Below are 20,523 nucleotides of genomic sequence, written 5' to 3' on the forward strand. Positions count from 1 at the left end.
TGCAAACGCGCCGGTACGCCGGCCAGGAACAAGTCAGGCGCGCCAACGCCAGCGGGCCAGGGCCTTGATGACTTTCATCCAGAGTTTGCGAGTGACCACCACGATGGCGTTTCCAGGAGGGGATTGAACAGCGTCGGGCAACGTTATCTCAGCGGCCGGATCCAGGCAACCGGGAATTAGCTTGCGCAGATCATCGATCACCAGCGCCGGCGATTCTTCAGCAATCGGCCGACCGTGGTTATAGCCGTAACTGAGGGCCACGCATTTGACCCCCGCCGCTTTCGCCGCCAGCACATCGCTGCGCGAGTCGCCGACGAACAACGACTGCGATGCCGGGATGTTGGCCATTTTCATCACGAAAAACAGCGCGGCCGGGTCAGGCTTCTTATTTGGCAGGGTGTCGCCACCGATGATCCATTTGAAGTAACGGCCGATCTTCATCTGATCCAGCAGCGGCGCGACGAAGCGCTCCGGCTTGTTGGTGATCAGCGCCATTTCGACGCCTTGCTTATTCAGCCACTTGAGGGTGTCACGCACGCCGGGGTAAACCACCGTCAGCGCGTGACCGTCCTCATAAAAACCGTTGAACAATTCCAGGGCATGCTCAGCCTCGACCTCATCGACACCCTCGGCGTCGATGTGGTTGGCCAAGGCCCGGCGCACCAGCATGTGCACGCCGTTGCCAACCCACTCTCGCACCGGTTCGATACCGGCAGGTTGACGCCCGAGTTTGAGCAGCATGTTATCCACAGCCGCCGCGAGGTCGGGGACCGAGTCGACCAGCGTGCCATCCAGATCGAACATCACCAGCCGCGGCAGACGCCCGGGGAACAGCTGCTCAAAACCACTCATGGGCGAGCCAGCGCCAGTTCGGAGCGCATTTTTTTAATCACTTCCTGGTAATTCGGCGCATTGAAGATCGCCGACCCGGCCACGAAGGTGTCTGCGCCAGCCGCAGCGATTTCGCGAATATTGTTCACGTTCACCCCACCGTCGATTTCCAGGCGAATGTCACGACCGGAAGCATCGATCAGTGCCCGCGCTTCACGCAGCTTGTCGAGAGTTCCGGGAATGAACTTCTGCCCGCCAAAGCCTGGGTTGACGCTCATCAGCAGGATCATGTCGACCTTGTCCATCACGTACTTGAGCACGTCCAGCGGGGTCGCCGGGTTGAACACCAGGCCCGCCTTGCAGCCGCCTTCGCGGATCAGTTGCAGGGAACGGTCGACGTGCTGCGTGGCTTCCGGGTGGAAGGTAATGTAGGTCGCACCGGCTTCGATGAAGTCACCGACGATGCGGTCCACCGGGCTGACCATCAGGTGCGCGTCGATCGGCGCGGTCACGCCATACTTGCGCAGCGCGGAGCAGACCATCGGGCCGATGGTCAGGTTTGGCACGTAGTGGTTGTCCATGACATCGAAGTGCACGAAGTCGGCACCGGCGGCCAGGACGTTGTCCACTTCCTCGCCCAGGCGGGCGAAGTCAGCGGAGAGAATCGACGGAGCAATGACGAAGGGCTGCATGACGCACCTTTTTTGAGCAGAATCACGATGGCGCGCATTGTATACCTCATGCTTTGACGCGCGCACCGTGCTGCGATGATTGGGCTCTAATAGGCCGTTCGATAGATCTTCTCGATATCGGTAGCGCTCAACTTGCGCGGATTGTTGCGCATCAAGCGCTCGATGCCAGCGGCTTCCACGGCCATGGCCGGAATCGCATCCTCGGGCACCCCGAAACTGCGCAGGCCCAGCGGGATTTCCACGGCGGCGCACAGCTCAGTCATCGCCTCAACGGCTTTTTCCGCCGCTTCATTGGCGCTCAGATGAGCAGTCTTCACCCCCATGGCCTCGGCAATATCCTGCATGCGTTCCACGCAAGCCATCTTGTTCCAGGTCATGACATACGGCAGCAACAAGGCATTACTGACGCCATGGGCAATGTTGAAACGCCCGCCCAGCGGATACGCCAACGCATGCACCGCGCCGACCCCGGCATTGCCGAATGCCATGCCGGCCATGAGACTGGCGGTGGCCATGTCTTCGCGGGCTTGCAGATGGGAGGGATTGGCGTAGGCCTTGGGCAGCGCCTTGGTAATCAACTTGATCGCGCCAATGGCCAGGGCGTCGGTGATTGGCGAGGCATTGAGCGACAGGTAGGACTCGATGGCGTGCACCAGCGCATCGACGCCGCTGGCAGCGGTGACACTGCGCGGGCAAGTCAGGGTCATTTGCGGGCTGACCAGCGCCACGTCCGGCAACAGGTAATCGCTGATAATGCCTTTCTTCAGCTGCGCGACCTTGTCGGAGAGGATGGCCACGTTGGTCACTTCCGACCCCGTGCCGGCAGTGGTCGGGATGGCAATCAGCGGCGGGCCTTTGCGCGGCACCTGATCGACGCCGAACAAGTCCTCCAGGGCGCCGTGGTAACCGGCATAGGCTGCAACACTCTTGGCGATGTCGATGGCACTGCCGCCACCGAGGCCGATCAGTCCGTCATGCCCGCCTTCACGGTAAACCCGCATGCAATCTTCGACGATGGCGATTTCCGGGTCCGGCAACACCCGGTCGAAAATTTCGTAACTGCGCTCGCCCAACTGCGCCAGCGCCAGCTCTACCGTGCCGGACTTGACCAGCGCGGCGTCGGTGACGATCAGCGGGTTGTCGATGTCCAGGCGTGTGAGTTCAGCCGCCAGTTGCTCGATGGCCCCGGCGCCGGTGATCAGTTTGTGAGCGATTTTGAAAGAGGAAAGACTCATGTGCGCAACCTCTTATAGATAGGGGAGCTGGGCACAAGAGTAGCTGGGGATTGGGGTTTGTCTGTTATTCAGATCATAAATGACCGAAGACTCCCTGACCGATCGTTCCCACGCTCTGCGTGGGAATGCCTCAAGGGACGCTCCGCGTTCCAGCTTTAGAAGGGACGCAGAGCGTCCCGGGCTGCATTCCCACGCGGAGCGTGGGAACGATCATTCACAGGTTGATCGGGGCGCTGCTTTATACCTGCGCGGTGCGCAGTTTTTCGCTGCGCCCGCGCAGCCATTCCAGCGTCAGCAACAGGATCACCGAGAAAGCAATCAACAGCGTCGCGGCGGCGGCGATGGTCGGGCTGAGGTTTTCGCGGATGCCGCTGAACATCTGCCGAGGCAAGGTCGCTTGTTCGGGACCGGCGAGGAACAGCGTCACCACCACTTCATCGAACGAGGTGGCAAAGGCAAACAGCGCACCGGAAATCACGCCCGGCGCAATCAACGGCAAGGTCACCCGACGAAACGCGGTCAGCGGCGAAGCCCCCAGGCTTGCAGCGGCCCGCACCAGGTTCTGGTTAAACCCCTGCAAGGTCGCCGACACCGTGATGATCACGAACGGCACGCCCAGCACGGCGTGCACAACGATCAGTGAGAGATAGCTGTTGCCGAACCCCAATGGGGCAAAGGTCAGGTAACTGGCCACACCAATGATTACTACCGGCACCACCATCGGCGAAATCACCAGCGCCATCACCAGCGGTTTGCCCGGAAAATCGCCCCGGGTCAGACCGATCGCCGCCAGCGTGCCGAAGATCATCGCCAGTACCGTCGCTGCCGGGGCCACGATCATGCTGTTCTTCAACGAACGCATCCATTCAGCCGAAGCAAAGAAGTCCTGGTACCAGTGCAGCGAGAAGCCTTGCAGCGGATAAACCAGAAAACTCCCCGAATTGAACGACAGCGGAATGATCACCAGCACCGGCAAGATCAGGAACAACAGAATCAAGCCGCAGAGAATCCGCAAACTGTAGAACCACACCCGTTCGATGGGCGACATATAAGGACTCAGCATTTCATTCTCCCCTTAGCTCAGGCGCAGGCGACTGGCGCCCACCAGCCAGCTGTAAATCAGATAAAGCACCACGGTCGCCAACAGCAACAGCCCACCGAGTGCGGTCGCCATGCCCCAGTTGATGCTGGTATTGGTGTAGAAGGCGACGAAATAGCTGACCATCTGATCGTTCGGACTGCCCAGCAACGCAGGGGTGATGTAGTAGCCGATGGCGAGGATGAACACCAACAGGCAGCCGGCGCCGACACCGGCATAGGTCTGCGGGAAATACACCCGCCAGAAACTGGCGAACGGGTGGCAGCCGAGGGAAATCGCTGCCCGCATGTAGGTCGGCGAGATGCCTTTCATCACGCTGTAGATCGGCAGAATCATGAACGGCAGCAGGATGTGCACCATCGAGATGTAGACCCCGGTGCGGTTGAACACCAACTCCAGCGGCTTATCGATAATGCCCATGGCCATCAGACCGCTGTTGATCAAGCCGCCCGATTGCAGCAATACGATCCACGCGGCGACTCGCACCAGAATCGAGGTCCAGAACGGCAACAGCACCAGAATCATCAACAGGTTGCTTTGCCGCGATGGCAGGTTCGCCAGCAGGTAAGCCAACGGGTAGGCCAGCACCAGACAGATCACGGTGATGATCAGGCCCATCCAGAAGGTCCGGGCAAAGATATCGAGGTAGATCGCCTGATCGGGGGTGGCCGGGGCCACTTCGCCGAGGTCGTCGATACGGTGGTCGACGGCGGCCAGCAGGTAATAAGGCGTGATGTTACTGGTGTTGCGACGCACGACCTGCCAATAGGCCGGGTCGCCCCAACGCTCGTCCAGCGCTTCCAGCGCTTCTTTATAAGAAGCCGGCTCCGTGGCGAACGGCAAGGCGCGTGCGGTTTTGGTCAGCAGGCTGCGGTAGCCGGCCAACTCCATGTTCAAGCGCTTGGACAAGTCACCCAAGGTCTGATTCTTGCGGGCTTCGGCGAGGTCTTCGCTGGCGGCCTTGTACACAGGCTCTGCCGGCAGGCCTCGGCCATCCCAACTGGCGATGGCAGCCACGGTGCGCGGCATGGCGCCGACCACTTCCGGGTTACCGACGCTTTTGTAGAGCAGCGCCACGATCGGCACCAGGAACACCAGCAACAGAAACAGCACCAACGGCGCGATCAAGGCTTGTGCTTTCCAGCGGTTGATCCGCTCGGCGTGCTTGAGCCGCTGCTTCAAGGTGGGGTCAGTGCCCGCGTTCAGGGGAATGGCGGTGGCCATGGCGTACTCCGGAAATCTTTGGTCATTGCAAAGGTGGCAAACGCCGCCTCGAACTTTTGGTGCTGATCGTTCCCACGCTGTGCGTGGGAACGCATCCAGTGAACCGTCGTCCCGTGTGACTTGCTTACTTCGCAGCCCAGGAATTGAAGCGCTGCTCCAGTTGCTCGCCGTTGTCAGCCCAGAAGCTGACGTCGATCTGCACTTGGTTGGCGATGTTTTCCGGGGTGGTCGGCATGTCTTTCAAGACATCCTTGGACAGCAAAGGCACGGCTTGGGTGTTGGCCGGGCCGTAGGCAATGTTTTCCGAGTAGGTCTTCTGCTGCTGCGGAGCCACCGAGAACGCGATGAATTTCTTCGCCGCTTCAGCACGGGTTTTATCCAGGCCTTTTGGAATCGCCCATGCGTCGAAGTCGTAGATACCGCCGTTCCACACCACCTTCAGGTTGCTTTCTTTCTGTACCGCCGCGATCCGGCCGTTGTAGGCCGAGCTCATGACCACGTCACCGGAGGCGAGGTATTGCGGCGGTTGTGCACCGGCTTCCCACCACTGAATGCTTGGCTTGAGCTCATCAAGTTTCTTGAACGCACGGTCCTGACCATCCTTGCCAGCCAGTACTTTGTAGACGTCTTTCGGCGCAACGCCGTCAGCCATCAGTGCGAATTCCAGGGTGTACTTGGCGCCTTTACGCAGGCCGCGTTTGCCCGGGAATTTCTTGGTGTCCCAGAAATCGACCCAACTGGTCGGAGCGGTTTTCAGTTTGTCGGCGTTGTAGGCCAGCACGGTCGACCACACGAAGAAGCCCACGCCGCACGGCTGGATAGCGCCTTTGACGTAGTCTTCAGTCTTGCCGAACAGCGCAGGGTCGAGTTGCTCGAACATGTCTTCGTCGCAACCACGGGACAGTTCTGGCGATTCAACTTCCACCAGGTCCCAGGACACGCTCTTGGTGTCGACCATGGCTTTGACCTTGGCCATCTCGCCGTTGTACTCGCCAGCGACGATTTTGCCGTTGCCCGCCGCTTCCCACGGTGCGTAGAAGGCTTTGACCTGCGCCGCCTTGTTCGCCCCGCCAAAGGACACCACGGTCAGGTCCGGGCCCGCCGCCATCGCGTGCGCCGCACCCATCATGCCCACGACCAGGGCTGTGAATTTCAGGGATCTCAACATTTATTGTTCTCCAACTGCAGGGTTAGTGTTGGTGAAGCGGGGGGGCGATCAATGCGCCTCTAAAAGTGGGTCGAGCGCGCGAACGTGTTCGACCTGCCAGCCAAGCGGTACCACATCGCCGACAGCGAGCGCGGGATCGAGCTCGGCAATCGGTTGTTTCACAAAGAAGTCGGTCTTGCCGCAGACTTCCAGGCGAACCCGGACGTGGTCGCCCAGATAGATGAATTCCGCCACCCTCCCTGAGAAGCGGTTGACGCAGGACTCGCTCGAACCATTGAGGCTCACGCGCTCCGGGCGAATCGACAACGTGACGGGCTCGCCGGTCTTGCCAACATTGACCGCCAGGGCTTCAACCTTTTCGCCGCGACCGAGCTCAACTACGCAGCGGTCGCCGGTGTGGCTGTGCAAGCGGCCATTGAGACGGTTGTTCTCGCCGATGAAGTTGGCGACGAAGGTGTTTTTCGGTTCTTCATAGAGGGAGCGCGGTGGCGCGATCTGCTGAATCTCGCCCTGGTGGAACACCGCTACACGGTCGGACATGGTCAGGGCTTCGCCCTGGTCGTGGGTCACGTAGACCACGGTCACACCGAGGCGCTGGTGCAGGTGTTTGATTTCCATCTGCATGTGTTCGCGCAGTTGTTTGTCCAGTGCGCCGAGAGGCTCGTCCATCAGCACCAGTTGCGGTTCGAACACTAGGGCGCGAGCCAGGGCCACACGCTGCTGCTGACCGCCGGACAGTTGCGCCGGATAACGCTGGGCGAAGGTGTCGAGCTGAACCATGCTCAAAACACGCTTGACCCGGTCACTGACGTCGCTTTTGTTCAAGCCGCGCACAGTCAGCGGAAACGCCAGGTTCTCGGCGACCGTCATGTGCGGAAACAATGCATAGTTCTGGAACACCATACCGATGTCGCGCTTATGCGGCGGCACGTTGTTGATGGAACGCCCGGCCAGTTGGATTTCGCCGGCGGTCGGCGTTTCGAAACCGGCGAGCATCATCAGACTGGTGGTCTTGCCGGAGCCGGACGGCCCGAGCAAGGTGAGGAATTCGCCTTTGCGAATATCCAGGTTGAGGTCTTTGACGATCAGGTTCTCGCCGTCGTAGCTCTTTTGCACTCCACGAAAGCTGACCAGAATATCGCTGGCCCCTGCGCTTGAATCAACCTGGCTCATACCCACACCTTTGTTATTGATGACTGCTGTGGATTAAGCCTAGTGGACGCTGGGAGCCACGCAAATCGGGGCGCAGGAGAGAATCGCCTCAGCCGGATGGAAGGTTGTGGGTAGGGATTGCCCTACAAGGATGGCGGGATTCGATAGGGCAGCGGCAAGTTGCAAGCTACAAGCCGCAAGAACAGGCAAAAGCAGTGTTGGAGGGATGTCGCAAATGGATATGACCACGAGATTTTTGTCGGAGCGAGCGGTGCGGCGATCCGACTTGCCCGCGAAGGCGTCCTCACTGACGCTAAAAGTTTCGCGGGAAAGCCTCGTGCCTACATTGACTGCGTAAAGACTCAGAGGAGTTTGTGCTCCATCGCATACTTCACCAGTTCGGCCAGGGAGGTGATGTTGAGTTTCTGCATCAGCCGCGCCTTGTGGGTGCTGATGGTTTTGCTGCTCAAGGCCAGTTGCTGGGCGATGTCGTTGACGTTGGCGCCTTGGGCCAGGCGTTCGAACACCGAGAATTCACGCTCCGACAGCAATGAGTGCAACGGCCGCGAATCCGTCAGGCCGACTTCGAAGACCATGCGGTCGGCCAGCTCCGGGTCGATGTAGCGCCCCCCCGCCGCGACTTTGCGGATTGCCGTCAGCAGCAAAGCCGGATCGCTGTCCTTGGTCGCATAGCCTGCGGCGCCGACCTTCAATGCCCGAGCGGCCATTTGCGCTTCGTCGTGCATCGACAACACCAGAATCGCCGGGGGATTGCTCAGCGCGCGAATCCGCGGGATCGCTTCCAGGCCATTGACCCCGGGCATGGAGATATCCAGCAACACTACTTCGCAGGGAACATGGCGCAAGGTCTCGAGTAACTGCTCGCCATTGCTCGCCTCCCCTACCACCAGCAAGTCCTTGGCCAGGCCGATCAATTGCTTGATGCCTTCGCGAACGATGGTGTGGTCTTCGGCTACCAGTACACGGATCACTTGCCTCTCCTCATTGATGGGTTGAGCGCCGGAAAAGATCGTCCGATCTTTTAACGGTCCAACGGCACTCGCACCGTCAGGGTCGTGCCCTCCCCCGGCTCACTCTCAAGCAACAACTGCCCACCCATGATCAACACCCGTTCGCGCATGCCGACCACGCCGAAGGATGTCGGCCTGCCAGTGGCGGCGACGAATCCTACGCCATCATCGCTAACGGTCAGACAGAGTTCATCGCCCTCAAGGGCCAGCGTCAGTTCAACAGTATGCGCCTGGGCGTGGCGCATGACATTGGTCAGCGCTTCCTGAAGGATCCGGAATAGCCCGATGGCCTTGGCATCGCTGAGCATCGGCAAGTTATCCGGCACCTGCACCAGGCACGGAATCTGCGTGCGCGCTTCGAACCGCCGCGCCTGCCATTCGATAGCCGAGGCAATCCCGGCATCCAGAATCGGCGGCCGTAGCGCCGTAGCCACATCGCGCACCAGTTGAAACAGCTGAGCGATCAAACGCTTCATGCTGTTCAAGCGCTCGTGCAGGCCCGGATCAAGCTGGGCGTAGGCCAATTCGCACATGGACGTTTCCAGCTTCAGCACGGTCAACATCTGACCCAGCTCGTCGTGAACTTCCCGGGCAATGCGAGCCTTTTCCTCTTCCCGTACGCTCTCCAGGTGCGCGGACAACTCGCGCAATTGCTCGCGGGAGCTGGCCAGTTCCAGTTCGATGCGCTTGCTCTCGGTGATGTCCCAGACGATCCCGTCCCAGACACAGGCGCCGTCTTCGAGGCGGCGAGTGATGGCTTTGATCTCGGCCCAGCGCTGCTCGCCCTGACGGGTCAGAATCCGTCCCTGCCACGACCAGTCGCTGTCGGTGTCCAGCGCGTGATCCTGGGTCTGGTGGTAACTGACCTTGTCGTCCGGATGCACCAGACTGCGCAGGCCTTTGTCCCGATGGGCCAGGGTGGCCGGCGAGTACCCTACCAGGCTCTCACTGCCTTCACTGATGTAGGCAAAGTCGATCTGCCCGGTCATCGGCGCGCGCTCCAGCCGGAAAACAAGGCCGGGGACGTTGGCGGCGATCCCTTGCAGCCGCGCTTCGCTTTCCTGCAATGCGGCCAGGGCGCGACGACGCTCGGTGACGTCATTGAGGTAAACCACCAGGTATTCACCATCGCGAAAGCGCAAGAAGCTCAACGAAACATCCGCTGGCAGAATACTGCCGTCCGCTCGCACGCAATGGGTTTCGAAACTTTGCGGCCCTTCTTCACTGGCCCTGGCGCGTTTCCACAGGTTCAGCCAGCGGTCCATGTGCAAACCGGGTTCGAAGTCGATCAATGGCCGATCAACGATCCCGCCCGCCGGATAGCCGAGCATGGTTTCGGCCGCTCGGTTGGCATAGCGCACATGGCTGTCCCAGTTGACCCAGAGGATACCGACGGTGCTCTGATCGATGGAAAACTGCGTGAGGCGCAAGGCCTCTTCGCTGGCCTCGCGAAGGGCAATGTCTTCGCGCGCCGCCAGCAATCGCTGCTCCAGACTGCGTTGTTGGCGACGCTGCCAAAACACAATGGCCATGCTGCTCAATAGCAACACCACCAAGAGCAAGCTGAGGTTTTGCCAGAAACCCGGCGACTCGGACAGCCGCGGATACTTGGGTTGCAGCCATTGATTGTGCAGTTGTTCGAGGTCCTTGGCCGGAATCGCCCGCAGTGCACTTTCAACGATGCCGGCTAACTGCGGCCAGTCCCGGCGCGTGGCCACTCGCAACAGTTGCGGGAAACCGATATCGCCCACCACGGCCAGCCCGGAGAACTCAGTCTCGGCAGACAGACGCCCGAACTGCGCTTCATCGACCACGGCGTAACCGGCCTGCTGACTCAACAACAGTTGCAGTGCCTGGCGCTCCAGCGGCACGCCTTGCAGGTTCAGGTGGGGATAAGTGCTGCGCAGATAATCGGCGGTGACGCTAGGCATACGTACGGCGACGCGGGTCTGGCTGTCGAGCTTTTCCAGCTCTACCGCACCAGTGCTCTTCTGGTCGCTGACCACCAGTTGCGGCACCCGCATGTACGGGTCGGAAAATTGCCAAAGTCGCAGACCCGCAGGGGTTTGCGTCAGCCCCGGCGCGATATCGATGTCGCCTTCACGCGCCGCCGCTTCCAGTTGAGCAAGATCAGGATAATTGCGCCAGCTCAGTTCGATCTTGAGCGCCTTGGCCAGCCACTTCATCAGCTCGACGTTAACCCCGGACAGGCGCTGCAAGCGGCGATCGTATTGGGCATAGGGCGTTTGCAACACCACTCCGACCCGCAACTCGCCATGCTGCACCAGCCATTGCTGTTGCGCTGGCGACAGGTGCACGACGTGCGCCGGTGGCGCGGGCGCCGCCCAGCCCATCAAGGGAAACCACAAACAGCCGATAACCCACAGGCAGCGAAAATGCATCATCGAAGTCTCACACTGACAAATACTGACCAACCCATTAGGCTGCCGGATTAACTTCTGGCCTGGAATATCCGATGCCCCCTGTCTACCGTCTGGCACTGCCAGCATTGTGCCTGTCGTTGATCCTGCCTTGCGCGTTTTCCGAGGCGGCCGACCCGGCACCTGCCGCTGCGGAAAAACCCGCCGAAGAAAAACCGGTCGAACGTCAGCCGTTGCTAGAGCGTAGTCAGGAAGAAGCGAGCGCACTTGAGCGAAAAATCCCTGCGCAGGAACAGCAGCAACTGCAAGCCGGCACCAACAGCTTCCTCGCCTTGTGGAAACCGGCCAATACCGCCGAACCCAAAGGCGCGGTGATTATCATCCCGGGCGCCGGCGAAACCGCTGACTGGCCGCAAGCGATCAGCCCATTGCGGCGCAAGTTGCCGGACGCCGAGTGGAGCAGCCTGAGTATCACCTTGCCGGACCTGCAAAGCGAAGCCATTGCGCCACGTATCGTTGAAGTGGCGCCAGCGCCCAAAACGCCTGATGCCGGCAGCAAAGACTCCACGACTGCGGCGCCCATCGAACAGGCGGCCGGCGGCGAAGCGGAGGTGGCTGACAAGGCCATCGCCGAAACCACCGAAGAACAGGCTAAAGCAGACGCGGAGCGAATCTTCGCGCGCATCGATGCAGCCATCGCCTACGCCGAACAGCAAAGCGCTCACAGCATCGTTGTGCTGGGCCATGGCACCGGTGCTTATTGGGCCGCGCGTTATCTGAGCGAGAAACAGCCATCGCAAGTCGAGAAGTTGGTGATGGTCGCCGCCCAGACGCCCGTTACGGCGAAGCCCGAACTGGCTGAGCTCACACCCACCTTGAAGCTGCCTACCGCAGATATCTTCTATATGGATAAGCCGGTGGATCGTAACGCAGCGCTGGAACGTCTACAGGCCAGCAAGCGCTTGAAAACTTCAGGGTTCAGTCAGGTTTCGCTCAAGGCTTTGCCGGGGAATGCCAAGGCGGAGCAAGAGCAGTTGTTCCGTCGGGTGCGGGGTTGGTTGAATCCGCAACCTGCGGCGGACTGATAGACCGGGTTGGCCCATTCGCGAGCAAGTCGGAATCACTGGCGATACAACTCAGCCCTGCTAACGAAAATCCCGCTGCTCACGAATCAACGTGTAGGCCGTGTGCAATTCACGAGTCTTGTCCGTGGCCTCGCGAACCTGCAACGCCGTTGCACCGCTGCCGGCAATCTTGTCGGGGTGATGACGGCTGAGCAGGCGTCGATAGGCGCGCTTGATTTGCGCCGGCTCACTGGTCGCCGACACGCCCAATAGCCGCAAGGCGTCTTGATAAGTTACAGCGCTGCTGACCGATGGGCGTTTGTGCGGCTCATAGTCAGTCGCCAAGGCCTGCACCTGTTGCCGCGTCCATCCCAGCCATTTGCCCCACTGGGCAATCAGCTCACGCTCACTGCTACCGGCGCGACCATCGGCCCAGACCATCCGCCAACAGGCACGCAACACACCTTCCGCCGCATAGGGTTGAGTACTCAGGCGTCGCAGATAACCGCGCAACCGGTCATGTCCCGACTTACCGCGATTGAATGCCGCAATCGCCCGACGTTGCGCCGATTCGGTCATTTCCAGCGAACGCATTTCCTGCCGCGCCTGCTGGATGTGCCCATCCACTACCCGCCCATCGCTCTTGGCCAATCGGCCCAGCAACACGAACAGCAGTTCATCGTTGCGCAGCACCGAGCGACCACCGAATTTTTCCCATAAATGCGCCCAGCTCTGCAGGTGCAAGCGCCGATCCAGCGCCTGTCCCAATAAAGCGCCGAGCATGGCCCCCGGAATGCTGGCTATGGCAAAGCCCGCTCCGGCTCCGATCAGAGTCCCTGGCCACAACATGTCAGCGTCTCGCTTCTATCAGAGTTTCGACTTCCGCCAGGCGCTCGTGAGTGCCGACATCCACCCAATGCCCATTCAGACGTTCGCCGGTCACTTGCCCGTCAGCCATGGCTTTGCGCAGCAATGGCGCAAGTTTGAAGGCACCGGTCGAGCAGCCATCAAACAACTGCGGATGCAGCACGGCGATGCCGCTGTAGGTCAGGGTCGATGCATCCGGCCGACCGTCCTGCACATGGCCATCGACCAAGGTGAAATCTCCGCTCGGGTGATGCGCCGGGTTGTCCGCCAATACCAGATGAGCGAGCCCGACAATGGGCTGATGCAACACACTGAAATCGTAGTCGGTCCAGATGTCACCGTTGACCACCACAAAGGCCTCGTCCCCCAACAACGGCAACGCACGGAAAATACCGCCACCGGTCTCCAGTGGTTCACCTTCCGCCGAGTACTGAATGCTCACGCCGTACCGCGAACCATCGCCCAGATAATCCTCGATCTGCTGACCGAGCCAGGCATGGTTGATCACGATTTCGGTAAACCCCGCAGCCGCCAATGCGCGCAGGTGATATTCGATCAGGGGCACTCCGCCGGCTTGAACCAGCGGTTTTGGCGTGGTCAGGGTCAGCGGGCGCATGCGCTCGCCTTTGCCCGCCGCCAGAATCATCGCTTTCATGCAGTCGCTCCGGCACGCAGACTGGCCAGCAATTCACCCAGCTCTGCCAGTTCAGGGCGACGGGCGATGACCGCGTCTATATATGCAAAAAAGCGCGGCACATCCTCGAGGTAGCGTGGCTTGCCGTCGCGATGACAGATGCGGGCGAAAATGCCGATGACTTTCAAGTGGCGCTGCACGCCCATCAGGTCGCTGGCGCGCAGGAAGTCTTCAAAATCTGGCTGAACCGGGATGTCGAGCGCGCCGGCTTGCTGCCAGTAATCTTCCAGCCAACCGCGCACGCGTTCTTCAGGCCAGCTGAGGAAGGCGTCCTTGAACAGGCAGGTCACGTCATAAGTCACAGGGCCGTAAACCGCGTCCTGAAAATCCAGCACGCCGGGATTCGGCTCGCTGAGCATCAGGTTGCGCGGCATGTAATCGCGATGCACCAGGACTTTGGGCTGAGCCAGGGCGCTGTCGATCAGCAGTTCGCTGACTTGCTGCCAGAGCGTTTGCTGCGCCGAGTCAAACTCGATGCCCAGTTCGCGCTTCACGTACCATTCGGGGAACAATTCCAGCTCGCGACGCAGCAGCGCCACGTCATAACTCGGCAACGGCGCCACCATCGGCAACTGCTGGAAAGCCAGCAGTGCTTGCAGGGCATCCTTGAACAAGTTGTCGGCATTTTCGCTGTCGATCACGTCCAGGTAAGTCTTGTTGCCCAAGTCATTGAGCAAAAGAAAACCACGCTCAAGGTCTTCGGCATAAATTTTCGGCACGTTTATTCCGGATTTCGCCAGCAGAAAAGCAATATCCACGAAGGGCTTGCAGTTTTCCTGGGGCGGTGGCGCGTCCATCACGACGAAACTTCTGCCTGCGCCTTCCCAGCGAAAATAGCGCCGAAAACTCGCATCGCTACTGGCCGCGGTCAACGTGGCCGGGGGCACGGAGCCCCAACCTTGTTCAGCAAAGAGGGTAGCCAACTGTTCATCGAGCCAAACTTTCAGGTGTTGCAAGCGTACATCTTGATCAGGCATTGCAAGGGTCTCCGACGGCGCTAGCCGTCAAGCGGGTCATGCTTTATTATCCAGCATCTTTTTCAGACCATCGAGAGGCGTGCGGCCCACACCGCGGGCAGATGGCACGCAGGAAGCCCGGACTAATAAGATGGCATTGAAATCCCCCGCGTTTCGTAAAAAATTTCCGTTGTTGGTCACCGGCAGTCTGCTGGCCCTGCAACCACTAGCCACTTCGTTCGTGGTCGCCGCGGAACAGTATGACTGCTCAGTCTCTGCTTCGGGTGCCTGGGACTGTGCGCCAAAAGCACCGGCCGCTGCATTGCCGCCACGCCCCGTCCATGACGGCAGCGCCGTTTCCACCACTGGCGAAGCTGCGGCTGCCACCGGCTCCAGCGCAGACACCAGCGCCCAACCGGTGCTGGTTACCGAATCCAAGGGCCGCGGCCTGAAGTCGCGTAGTGAAGACTACAGCCATCTCGACTGGGTTCCGCGCGAGAAGCTCACCGCAGCGCAATTGGCCGAAACCGGTCCTTACTGCTCTGGTTCCTATATCGAACCGATTCGTCCTGGCATGAATGACAAGACGAATAAAAGTGACGCGCCCACCTTTATCGGCGCCAAGGCCTCCCGTTACAAGCAGGAGGAGCAAGTCGCGACCCTGGCCGGTGACGTGGTCATGCGTCAAGGCAGCATGCAGGCCGAAGCCGACGAAGCGAACCTGTACCAGGCCGAAAGCCGTGGCGAACTGAGCGGCAACGTACGCATTCGCGACAACGGCGCACTGATCGTGGGTGACCACGCCGATGTGCAGCTGGACACGGGTGAAGCCAAGGTCGACAACGCTGAATACGTGATGCACAAGTCGCGCATCCGCGGTAACGCGTTGTATGCCAAACGGGCCGAGAACGCGATCATCCGCCTCAAGGATGGTACGTACACCACGTGCGAACCGAACAGCAACGCCTGGCAGCTCAAGGGCAACAACATTACCTTGAATCCGGCGACCGGTTTCGGCACCGCGACCAACGTGACGCTGCGGGTCAAGGACATTCCGGTTCTGTACACGCCGTACATTTATTTCCCGATCGACGACCGTCGCCAGTCCGGCTTCCTGCCCCCGACTGTCGGCACCGGCAGCGATACCGGCTTCATGCTGGTCACTCCGTACTACTTCAACCTGGCACCGAACTACGATGCCACGTTGTACCCGCGCTACATGGCCAAGCACGGCCTGTTGATGGAAGGCGAATTCCGCTACCTCACCGAGTCCAGCGAAGGTCAGTTCGGCGCCGCGTACCTCAATGACGAGGAAACCGAGCGCAGCAAGCAGACCGATTACGAAAAAAACCGCTACATGTACAACTGGCAGCACAAAGGTGGCCTCGATTCGCGCGTCTTCACGCAGGTCGATTACACCAAGATCAGCGATCCGTATTACTTCCAGGATCTGCAGACTGACCAGATTGGCGTGAAAAGCGCCGATTACGTGAATCAGCAGGGTTCCGTTACCTATCGGGGCGACAGCTATACCGCTCGTTTGAATGCTCAGGCTTATCAGCTGGCGACCGTTTCGAACATCACACCGTATGATCGTTTGCCGCAGATCACCTTCAATGGACAGCTGCCTTATCATCCGGAAGGTTTGAATTTCGATTACGAGACTGAAGCCGTCCGGTTCGACCGTGATTTGGAAAATGGCAACTTCGTAAACGAAGATGGCAGCGTCGAGCGGCGACTTGATAACAACGTGAGCGGCCTGGCGCGTGCCAACGGCAACCGTTTGAACCTCAAGCCGGGTGTCAGCCTGCCGCTAGACTGGACTTATGGTTTCTTGAAACCATCGTTGAAGTACCAGTACACGCAATACGACCTGGATCTGGATCAGCAGGGCAAAAACACTCTGCTTGCAGATGAGAGCTATAGCCGCAACCAGAACCGTGGCGTACCGATTGCAAGCATCGACAGCGGCCTGTATTTCGATCGCAATACTCAATGGTTCGGCAAGAACTATCGGCAAACTCTGGAACCGCGTCTGTTCTATCTTTATGTTCCAGAGAAGGATCAGACTGATATTCCAATCTTTGACACCGGCGAATACACCTTCAACTATGCGTCGCTGTTCCGTGATAACCGTTTCTCCGGTTCCGACCGTGTCGGCGATGAAAACAAACTGTCGCTGGGCATCACCAACCGCTGGATCGAAGACAACGGCTTCGAACGTCAACGCATCAGCGTCGGCCAGGCCTTGTACTTCAAGGACCGTGAAGTACAACTGCCAGGTATCGCTTTCGATGATCGTGACGACGCCAAGTCCAACGTTTCACCGTACGCGCTCGAATACGAATATCGCTGGAACCGCGATTGGCGCACCACGGCCGACTACAACTGGGACCCGGACAGCCGTAGCCCTCGCTCGGGCAGCGCGATGTTCCACTACCAGCCTGAAGACAATCCGAACAAGGTCATCAACGCCGGTTATCGCTATCGCAATGACCAGGTTCGTTATGACCAGAACACCGGCAAATGGTCGGTAGGCGGCGGTGACTACGGTACTCCTGGCACTCCTGGCTACGTGAAAGACTACTACAAGATCCAGCAGCACGACTTCTCGGTGATCTGGCCGATCGTGCCGCAGTGGAACGCTATCAGCCGCTGGCAGTATGACTACAACCGCAACCGTACTCTGGAAGCTTTCGGTGGTTTCGAATACGACAACTGCTGCTGGAAATTGCGCCTGATCAACCGTTACTGGGTCAGCTATGACGAGTTCAGTCAGAACGCCCCGGAAAACGAAAAAGGCGACCACGGCATCTTCCTCCAAATTGTTCTGAAGGGACTCGGCGGCCTCACCGGCGCCAAGGTAGAGAGCTTCCTCGACAAAGGCATCCAAGGTTATCGTGAACGTGAAGACCAAGCTTTCTGATTGTCTGCGCCCGCTGATGCTGGGCGCGCTGTTCCTGGGTACCGCGGCCAACGCCGCGGTACAGTCCATCGATAAAGTGGTGGCCATCGTCGACAACGACGTGGTCATGCAGAGCCAACTGGACCAGCGCGTTCACGAAGTTCAGCAAACTATCGCCAAACGCGGTGCTGCCGTACCGCCTGCAGGCGTACTGGATCAGCAGGTGCTCGAGCGTCTGATCGTCGAAAACCTGCAACTGCAGATCGGCGAGCGTTCCGGTATCCGCATTACCGATGAAGAACTGAACCAGGCTGTCGGCACCATTGCCCAGCGCAACAATATGTCGATCGAACAATTTCGCGCCGCCCTGGCTCGCGACGGCCTGTCTTATGACGACGCCCGTGACCAGATCCGCCGCGAAATGATCATCAGCCGTGTGCGTCAGCGCCGTGTCGCGGAACGCATTCAGGTGTCCGAGCAGGAAGTGAAGAACTTCCTGGCGTCCGACCTGGGCAAGATGCAGCTGTCCGAAGAGTTCCGTCTGGCCAACATCCTGATTCCTACGCCGGAAAGCGCCAACTCCGACGCGATTCAGAATGCAGCCAAACAAGCGGACGCGGTTTACCAGCAGCTCAAGCAAGGCGCTGACTTCGGTCAGTTGGCGATCGCCAAATCCGCCAGCGAAACCGCACTGGAAGGCGGCGACATGGGCTGGCGTAAAGCCGCCCAACTGCCCCCTCCGTTCGATCGCCTGCTGGGCACCATGGCAGTGGGTGACGTGACCCAGCCAATGCGTACACCGGGCGGCTTCATCATTTTGAAGATTCTCGACAAGCGTGGCGGCGAAGCCCAGGTGCGTGACGAAGTTCACGTGCGTCACATCCTGGTCAAACCAAGCCCGATCCGCGACGAAGAAAAAACCAAAGCCCTGGCTCAATCGCTCTACTCCCGTATCGAAGCGGGCGAAGATTTCGGTGAGCTGGCGAAAAGCTTCTCGGAAGACCCGGGTTCCGCCCTCAACGGTGGCGACCTTAACTGGATCGACCCGAATGCACTGGTGCCTGAATTCCGCGAAGTGATGTCCAAGACCCCACAAGGTCAGCTGTCCAAGCCATTCCAGACCCAATATGGCTGGCACGTTCTGGAAGTCCTTGGCCGCCGCGCCACTGACAGCACTACCCAGGCCCGTGAGCAGCAGGCAATGACCGTGCTGCGTAACCGCAAATACGACGAAGAGTTGCAAACCTGGCTGCGTCAGATCCGTGACGAAGCGTATGTAGAAATCAAGCTCCCTGGTGCAGACCAGGCAACGCAGTGAAACCCAAGCGTTTCGCGTTGACCCCCGGCGAACCGGCCGGCATAGGTCCCGACCTGTGCCTGCTGCTCGCCTCGCAAGCCCAGCCACACCCTTTGATTGCCATTACCAGCCGCGACCTGCTCATCGAGCGGGCTGCGCAGCTGGGCGTGGTTGTCGATCTGCTGGCGGTAACGCCAGACAGCTGGCCAGATGCTCCCGCACCTGCCAACAGCCTGTATGTGTGGGATACGCCGCTCAACGCCAAGGTCATCGCCGGGCAACTGGACAAAGCCAATGCTGCTTTCGTCCTGGAAACCCTGACTCGCGCTGGCCAAGGCTGCCTGGACGGGCATTTCGCCGGCATGATCACCGCCCCTGTGCACAAGGGCGTAATCAATGAATCCGGGATCGCCTTTTCCGGGCACACGGAATTTCTCGCTGACCTGACCCACACCGCGCAAGTGGTGATGATGCTCGCCACCCGCGGCTTGCGCGTGGCACTGGTCACCACTCACCTGCCCCTTCGCGAGATTGCCGATGCAATCACGCCGGAGCGGCTGGAGCGGGTCACACGGATTCTGCACGCCGACCTGCAAGAAAAATTCGGCATCGCCCAGCCACGCATCCTGGTTTGCGGGCTTAACCCGCACGCCGGTGAAGGCGGTCATCTGGGCCATGAAGAAATCGACATCATCGAACCTACATTAGAGCGCCTGCGCGGCGAGGGCATGGACCTTCGCGGTCCCCTGCCCGCCGACACTCTGTTTACCCCCAAATATCTGGAGCACTGCGATGCGGTGCTGGCGATGTACCACGACCAGGGTCTGCCCGTGCTGAAATACAAAGGCTTCGGCGCGGCAGTCAACGTGACCCTCGGCTTGCCGATCATCCGCACGTCAGTCGACCACGGCACCGCCCTGGATCTGGCTGGCAGCGGCAAAATCGATACCGGCAGCCTGCAAGTCGCCCTGGAAACCGCTTACCAGATGGCCGAGACCCGTTTATGACCGAGCATTACCAACACAAGGCGCGCAAACGCTTTGGCCAGAATTTCCTGCACGATGCCGGCGTTATCGACCGCATCCTGCGCTCCATCCATGCCAAACCTGAAGACCGTCTGCTGGAAATCGGCCCGGGCCAGGGTGCGCTGACCCAAGGCCTGCTTAACAGCGGCGCCCAGCTGGACGTGGTGGAGCTGGACAAGGACCTGGTTCCGATCCTCAATCAGCAGTTCGCCGGCAGGAGCAATTTCAACCTGCATCAGGGCGATGCGCTGAAGTTCGACTTCACCAGCCTGAACGCAGCACCGGGCAGTCTTCGGGTAGTCGGCAACCTGCCGTACAACATCTCCACGCCGCTTATTTTCCACCTGCTGCATAACGCCAGCCTGATCCGCGACATGCACTTCATGCTGCAAAAGGAAGTGGTCGAGCGTATGGCGGCCGGTCCTGGTGGTGGTGACTGGGGTCGCCTGTCGATCATGGTTCAGTACCATTGCCGGGTCGAACATCTGTTCAATGTCGGCCCGGGCGCATTCAATCCGCCGCCGAAAGTCGATTCGGCCATCGTGCGTCTGGTGCCTCACGCGGTACTCCCGCATCCAGCCAAAGATCACAAACTGCTGGAGCGCGTCGTGCGCGAAGCCTTCAACCAGCGCCGTAAAACCCTGCGCAACACGCTGAAATTGTTGCTGAGCAACGCCGAAATCGAAGCCGCCGGCGTCGATGGCAGCCTGCGTCCCGAGCAGCTCGATCTGGCTGCCTTCGTGCGCCTGGCCGACAAGCTCAGCGAACAAGTCCTACAAAAGCCTGTTACCGACTGACAGGCGATGAGCGCTATCGGGTAGGACGCCACTCTGGTCTACTACCCGATACTTGGCCTAGACTGAGTTCAATCAGCTACGCCCCGCGTCCCGCTTCGTTTCTAA

Annotated in this window: 17 protein-coding genes; 5 read left to right on the forward strand and 12 right to left on the reverse strand. The window is 59.8% G+C overall.

Annotated elements, in window-relative coordinates:
* Positions 1-33: 33 nt before the first annotated feature.
* From LOY56_RS23940 to LOY56_RS23980, 9 genes are all read right to left on the reverse strand, one after another.
* Positions 34-852 (reverse strand): phosphoglycolate phosphatase, encoded by an 819-nt coding sequence (locus LOY56_RS23940; protein ID WP_258617527.1) that lies wholly within the window; start codon positions 850-852, stop codon positions 34-36.
* Positions 849-1,523, reverse strand: a complete 675-nt coding sequence (gene rpe / locus LOY56_RS23945; RefSeq protein WP_258617529.1) for a ribulose-phosphate 3-epimerase — start codon at positions 1,521-1,523, stop codon at positions 849-851. Before rpe ends, LOY56_RS23940 begins: the two co-directional genes overlap by 4 nt.
* A gap of 86 nt (positions 1,524-1,609) precedes the next feature.
* Positions 1,610-2,758 carry an iron-containing alcohol dehydrogenase gene (locus tag LOY56_RS23950; protein ID WP_258617531.1) on the reverse strand — a complete coding sequence of 383 codons (1,149 nt, stop codon included), beginning with the start codon at positions 2,756-2,758 and terminating at the stop codon, positions 1,610-1,612.
* Positions 2,759-2,996: 238 nt separating this feature from the next.
* Entirely contained in the window at positions 2,997-3,821 is an 825-nt protein-coding gene (locus LOY56_RS23955; protein ID WP_258617533.1) for an ABC transporter permease, read from the reverse strand.
* A gap of 12 nt (positions 3,822-3,833) precedes the next feature.
* The gene (locus LOY56_RS23960; RefSeq protein ID WP_258617534.1) at positions 3,834-5,081 is read right to left on the reverse strand and encodes an ABC transporter permease; all 1,248 of its coding nucleotides are present in this window, start codon (positions 5,079-5,081) and stop codon (positions 3,834-3,836) included.
* Between the two features lie 124 nt (positions 5,082-5,205).
* A complete protein-coding gene (locus tag LOY56_RS23965) occupies positions 5,206-6,249 on the reverse strand; it encodes an ABC transporter substrate-binding protein (RefSeq protein ID WP_258617536.1) in 1,044 nt (347 codons plus the stop codon).
* Between the two features lie 48 nt (positions 6,250-6,297).
* On the reverse strand, positions 6,298-7,422 hold the full coding sequence (locus tag LOY56_RS23970; protein ID WP_030130015.1) for an ABC transporter ATP-binding protein: 1,125 nt from the start codon (positions 7,420-7,422) through the stop codon (positions 6,298-6,300).
* A 341-nt stretch (positions 7,423-7,763) separates the two neighbouring features.
* Positions 7,764-8,393 carry a response regulator transcription factor gene (locus LOY56_RS23975; protein ID WP_258617538.1) on the reverse strand — a complete coding sequence of 210 codons (630 nt, stop codon included), beginning with the start codon at positions 8,391-8,393 and terminating at the stop codon, positions 7,764-7,766.
* 50 nt (positions 8,394-8,443) lie between these two features.
* Positions 8,444-10,837 carry a PAS domain S-box protein gene (locus LOY56_RS23980; RefSeq protein ID WP_258617539.1) on the reverse strand — a complete coding sequence of 798 codons (2,394 nt, stop codon included), beginning with the start codon at positions 10,835-10,837 and terminating at the stop codon, positions 8,444-8,446.
* 71 nt (positions 10,838-10,908) lie between these two features.
* Between LOY56_RS23980 and LOY56_RS23985 the strand changes: the two genes are divergently transcribed.
* Positions 10,909-11,898 carry an alpha/beta hydrolase family protein gene (locus LOY56_RS23985; RefSeq protein WP_258617540.1) on the forward strand — a complete coding sequence of 330 codons (990 nt, stop codon included), beginning with the start codon at positions 10,909-10,911 and terminating at the stop codon, positions 11,896-11,898.
* Positions 11,899-11,958: 60 nt separating this feature from the next.
* Here LOY56_RS23985 and LOY56_RS23990 read toward each other — a convergent pair whose 3' ends face one another.
* The 3 genes from LOY56_RS23990 to LOY56_RS24000 are packed head-to-tail and all read right to left on the reverse strand — an operon-like array spanning position 11,959 to position 14,415.
* Positions 11,959-12,726 carry a TerB family tellurite resistance protein gene (locus LOY56_RS23990; protein WP_258617542.1) on the reverse strand — a complete coding sequence of 256 codons (768 nt, stop codon included), beginning with the start codon at positions 12,724-12,726 and terminating at the stop codon, positions 11,959-11,961.
* A gap of 1 nt (position 12,727) precedes the next feature.
* Complete coding sequence (gene murU, locus LOY56_RS23995) at positions 12,728-13,399, reverse strand: N-acetylmuramate alpha-1-phosphate uridylyltransferase MurU (RefSeq protein WP_258617543.1); 672 nt, start codon at positions 13,397-13,399, stop codon at positions 12,728-12,730.
* A complete protein-coding gene (locus LOY56_RS24000) occupies positions 13,396-14,415 on the reverse strand; it encodes an aminoglycoside phosphotransferase family protein (protein ID WP_258617547.1) in 1,020 nt (339 codons plus the stop codon). The genes murU and LOY56_RS24000 overlap by 4 nt, the downstream gene beginning before the upstream one ends.
* A 130-nt stretch (positions 14,416-14,545) precedes the next feature.
* Between LOY56_RS24000 and LOY56_RS24005 the strand changes: the two genes are divergently transcribed.
* Genes LOY56_RS24005 through rsmA form a run of 4 tightly spaced genes read left to right on the forward strand, consistent with a single transcriptional unit; the run spans position 14,546 to position 20,418 of the window.
* Positions 14,546-17,320: an LPS-assembly protein LptD gene (locus LOY56_RS24005; protein ID WP_258617550.1), complete on the forward strand. Its 2,775-nt coding sequence runs from the start codon at positions 14,546-14,548 to the stop codon at positions 17,318-17,320.
* Positions 17,301-18,617, forward strand: a complete 1,317-nt coding sequence (surA, locus tag LOY56_RS24010; RefSeq protein WP_258617554.1) for a peptidylprolyl isomerase SurA — start codon at positions 17,301-17,303, stop codon at positions 18,615-18,617. Before LOY56_RS24005 ends, surA begins: the two co-directional genes overlap by 20 nt.
* Positions 18,614-19,603, forward strand: coding sequence for a 4-hydroxythreonine-4-phosphate dehydrogenase PdxA (gene pdxA / locus LOY56_RS24015; RefSeq protein ID WP_258617561.1), 990 nt, complete (start codon positions 18,614-18,616; stop codon positions 19,601-19,603). The genes surA and pdxA overlap by 4 nt, the downstream gene beginning before the upstream one ends.
* Positions 19,600-20,418, forward strand: coding sequence for a 16S rRNA (adenine(1518)-N(6)/adenine(1519)-N(6))-dimethyltransferase RsmA (gene rsmA / locus LOY56_RS24020; protein ID WP_258617568.1), 819 nt, complete (start codon positions 19,600-19,602; stop codon positions 20,416-20,418). The genes pdxA and rsmA overlap by 4 nt, the downstream gene beginning before the upstream one ends.
* The last annotated feature ends 105 nt before the right edge of the window (positions 20,419-20,523 follow it).

This window comes from Pseudomonas sp. B21-048 (assembly GCF_024748615.1).
In the GTDB taxonomy this organism is placed as follows: Bacteria; Pseudomonadota; Gammaproteobacteria; order Pseudomonadales; family Pseudomonadaceae; genus Aquipseudomonas.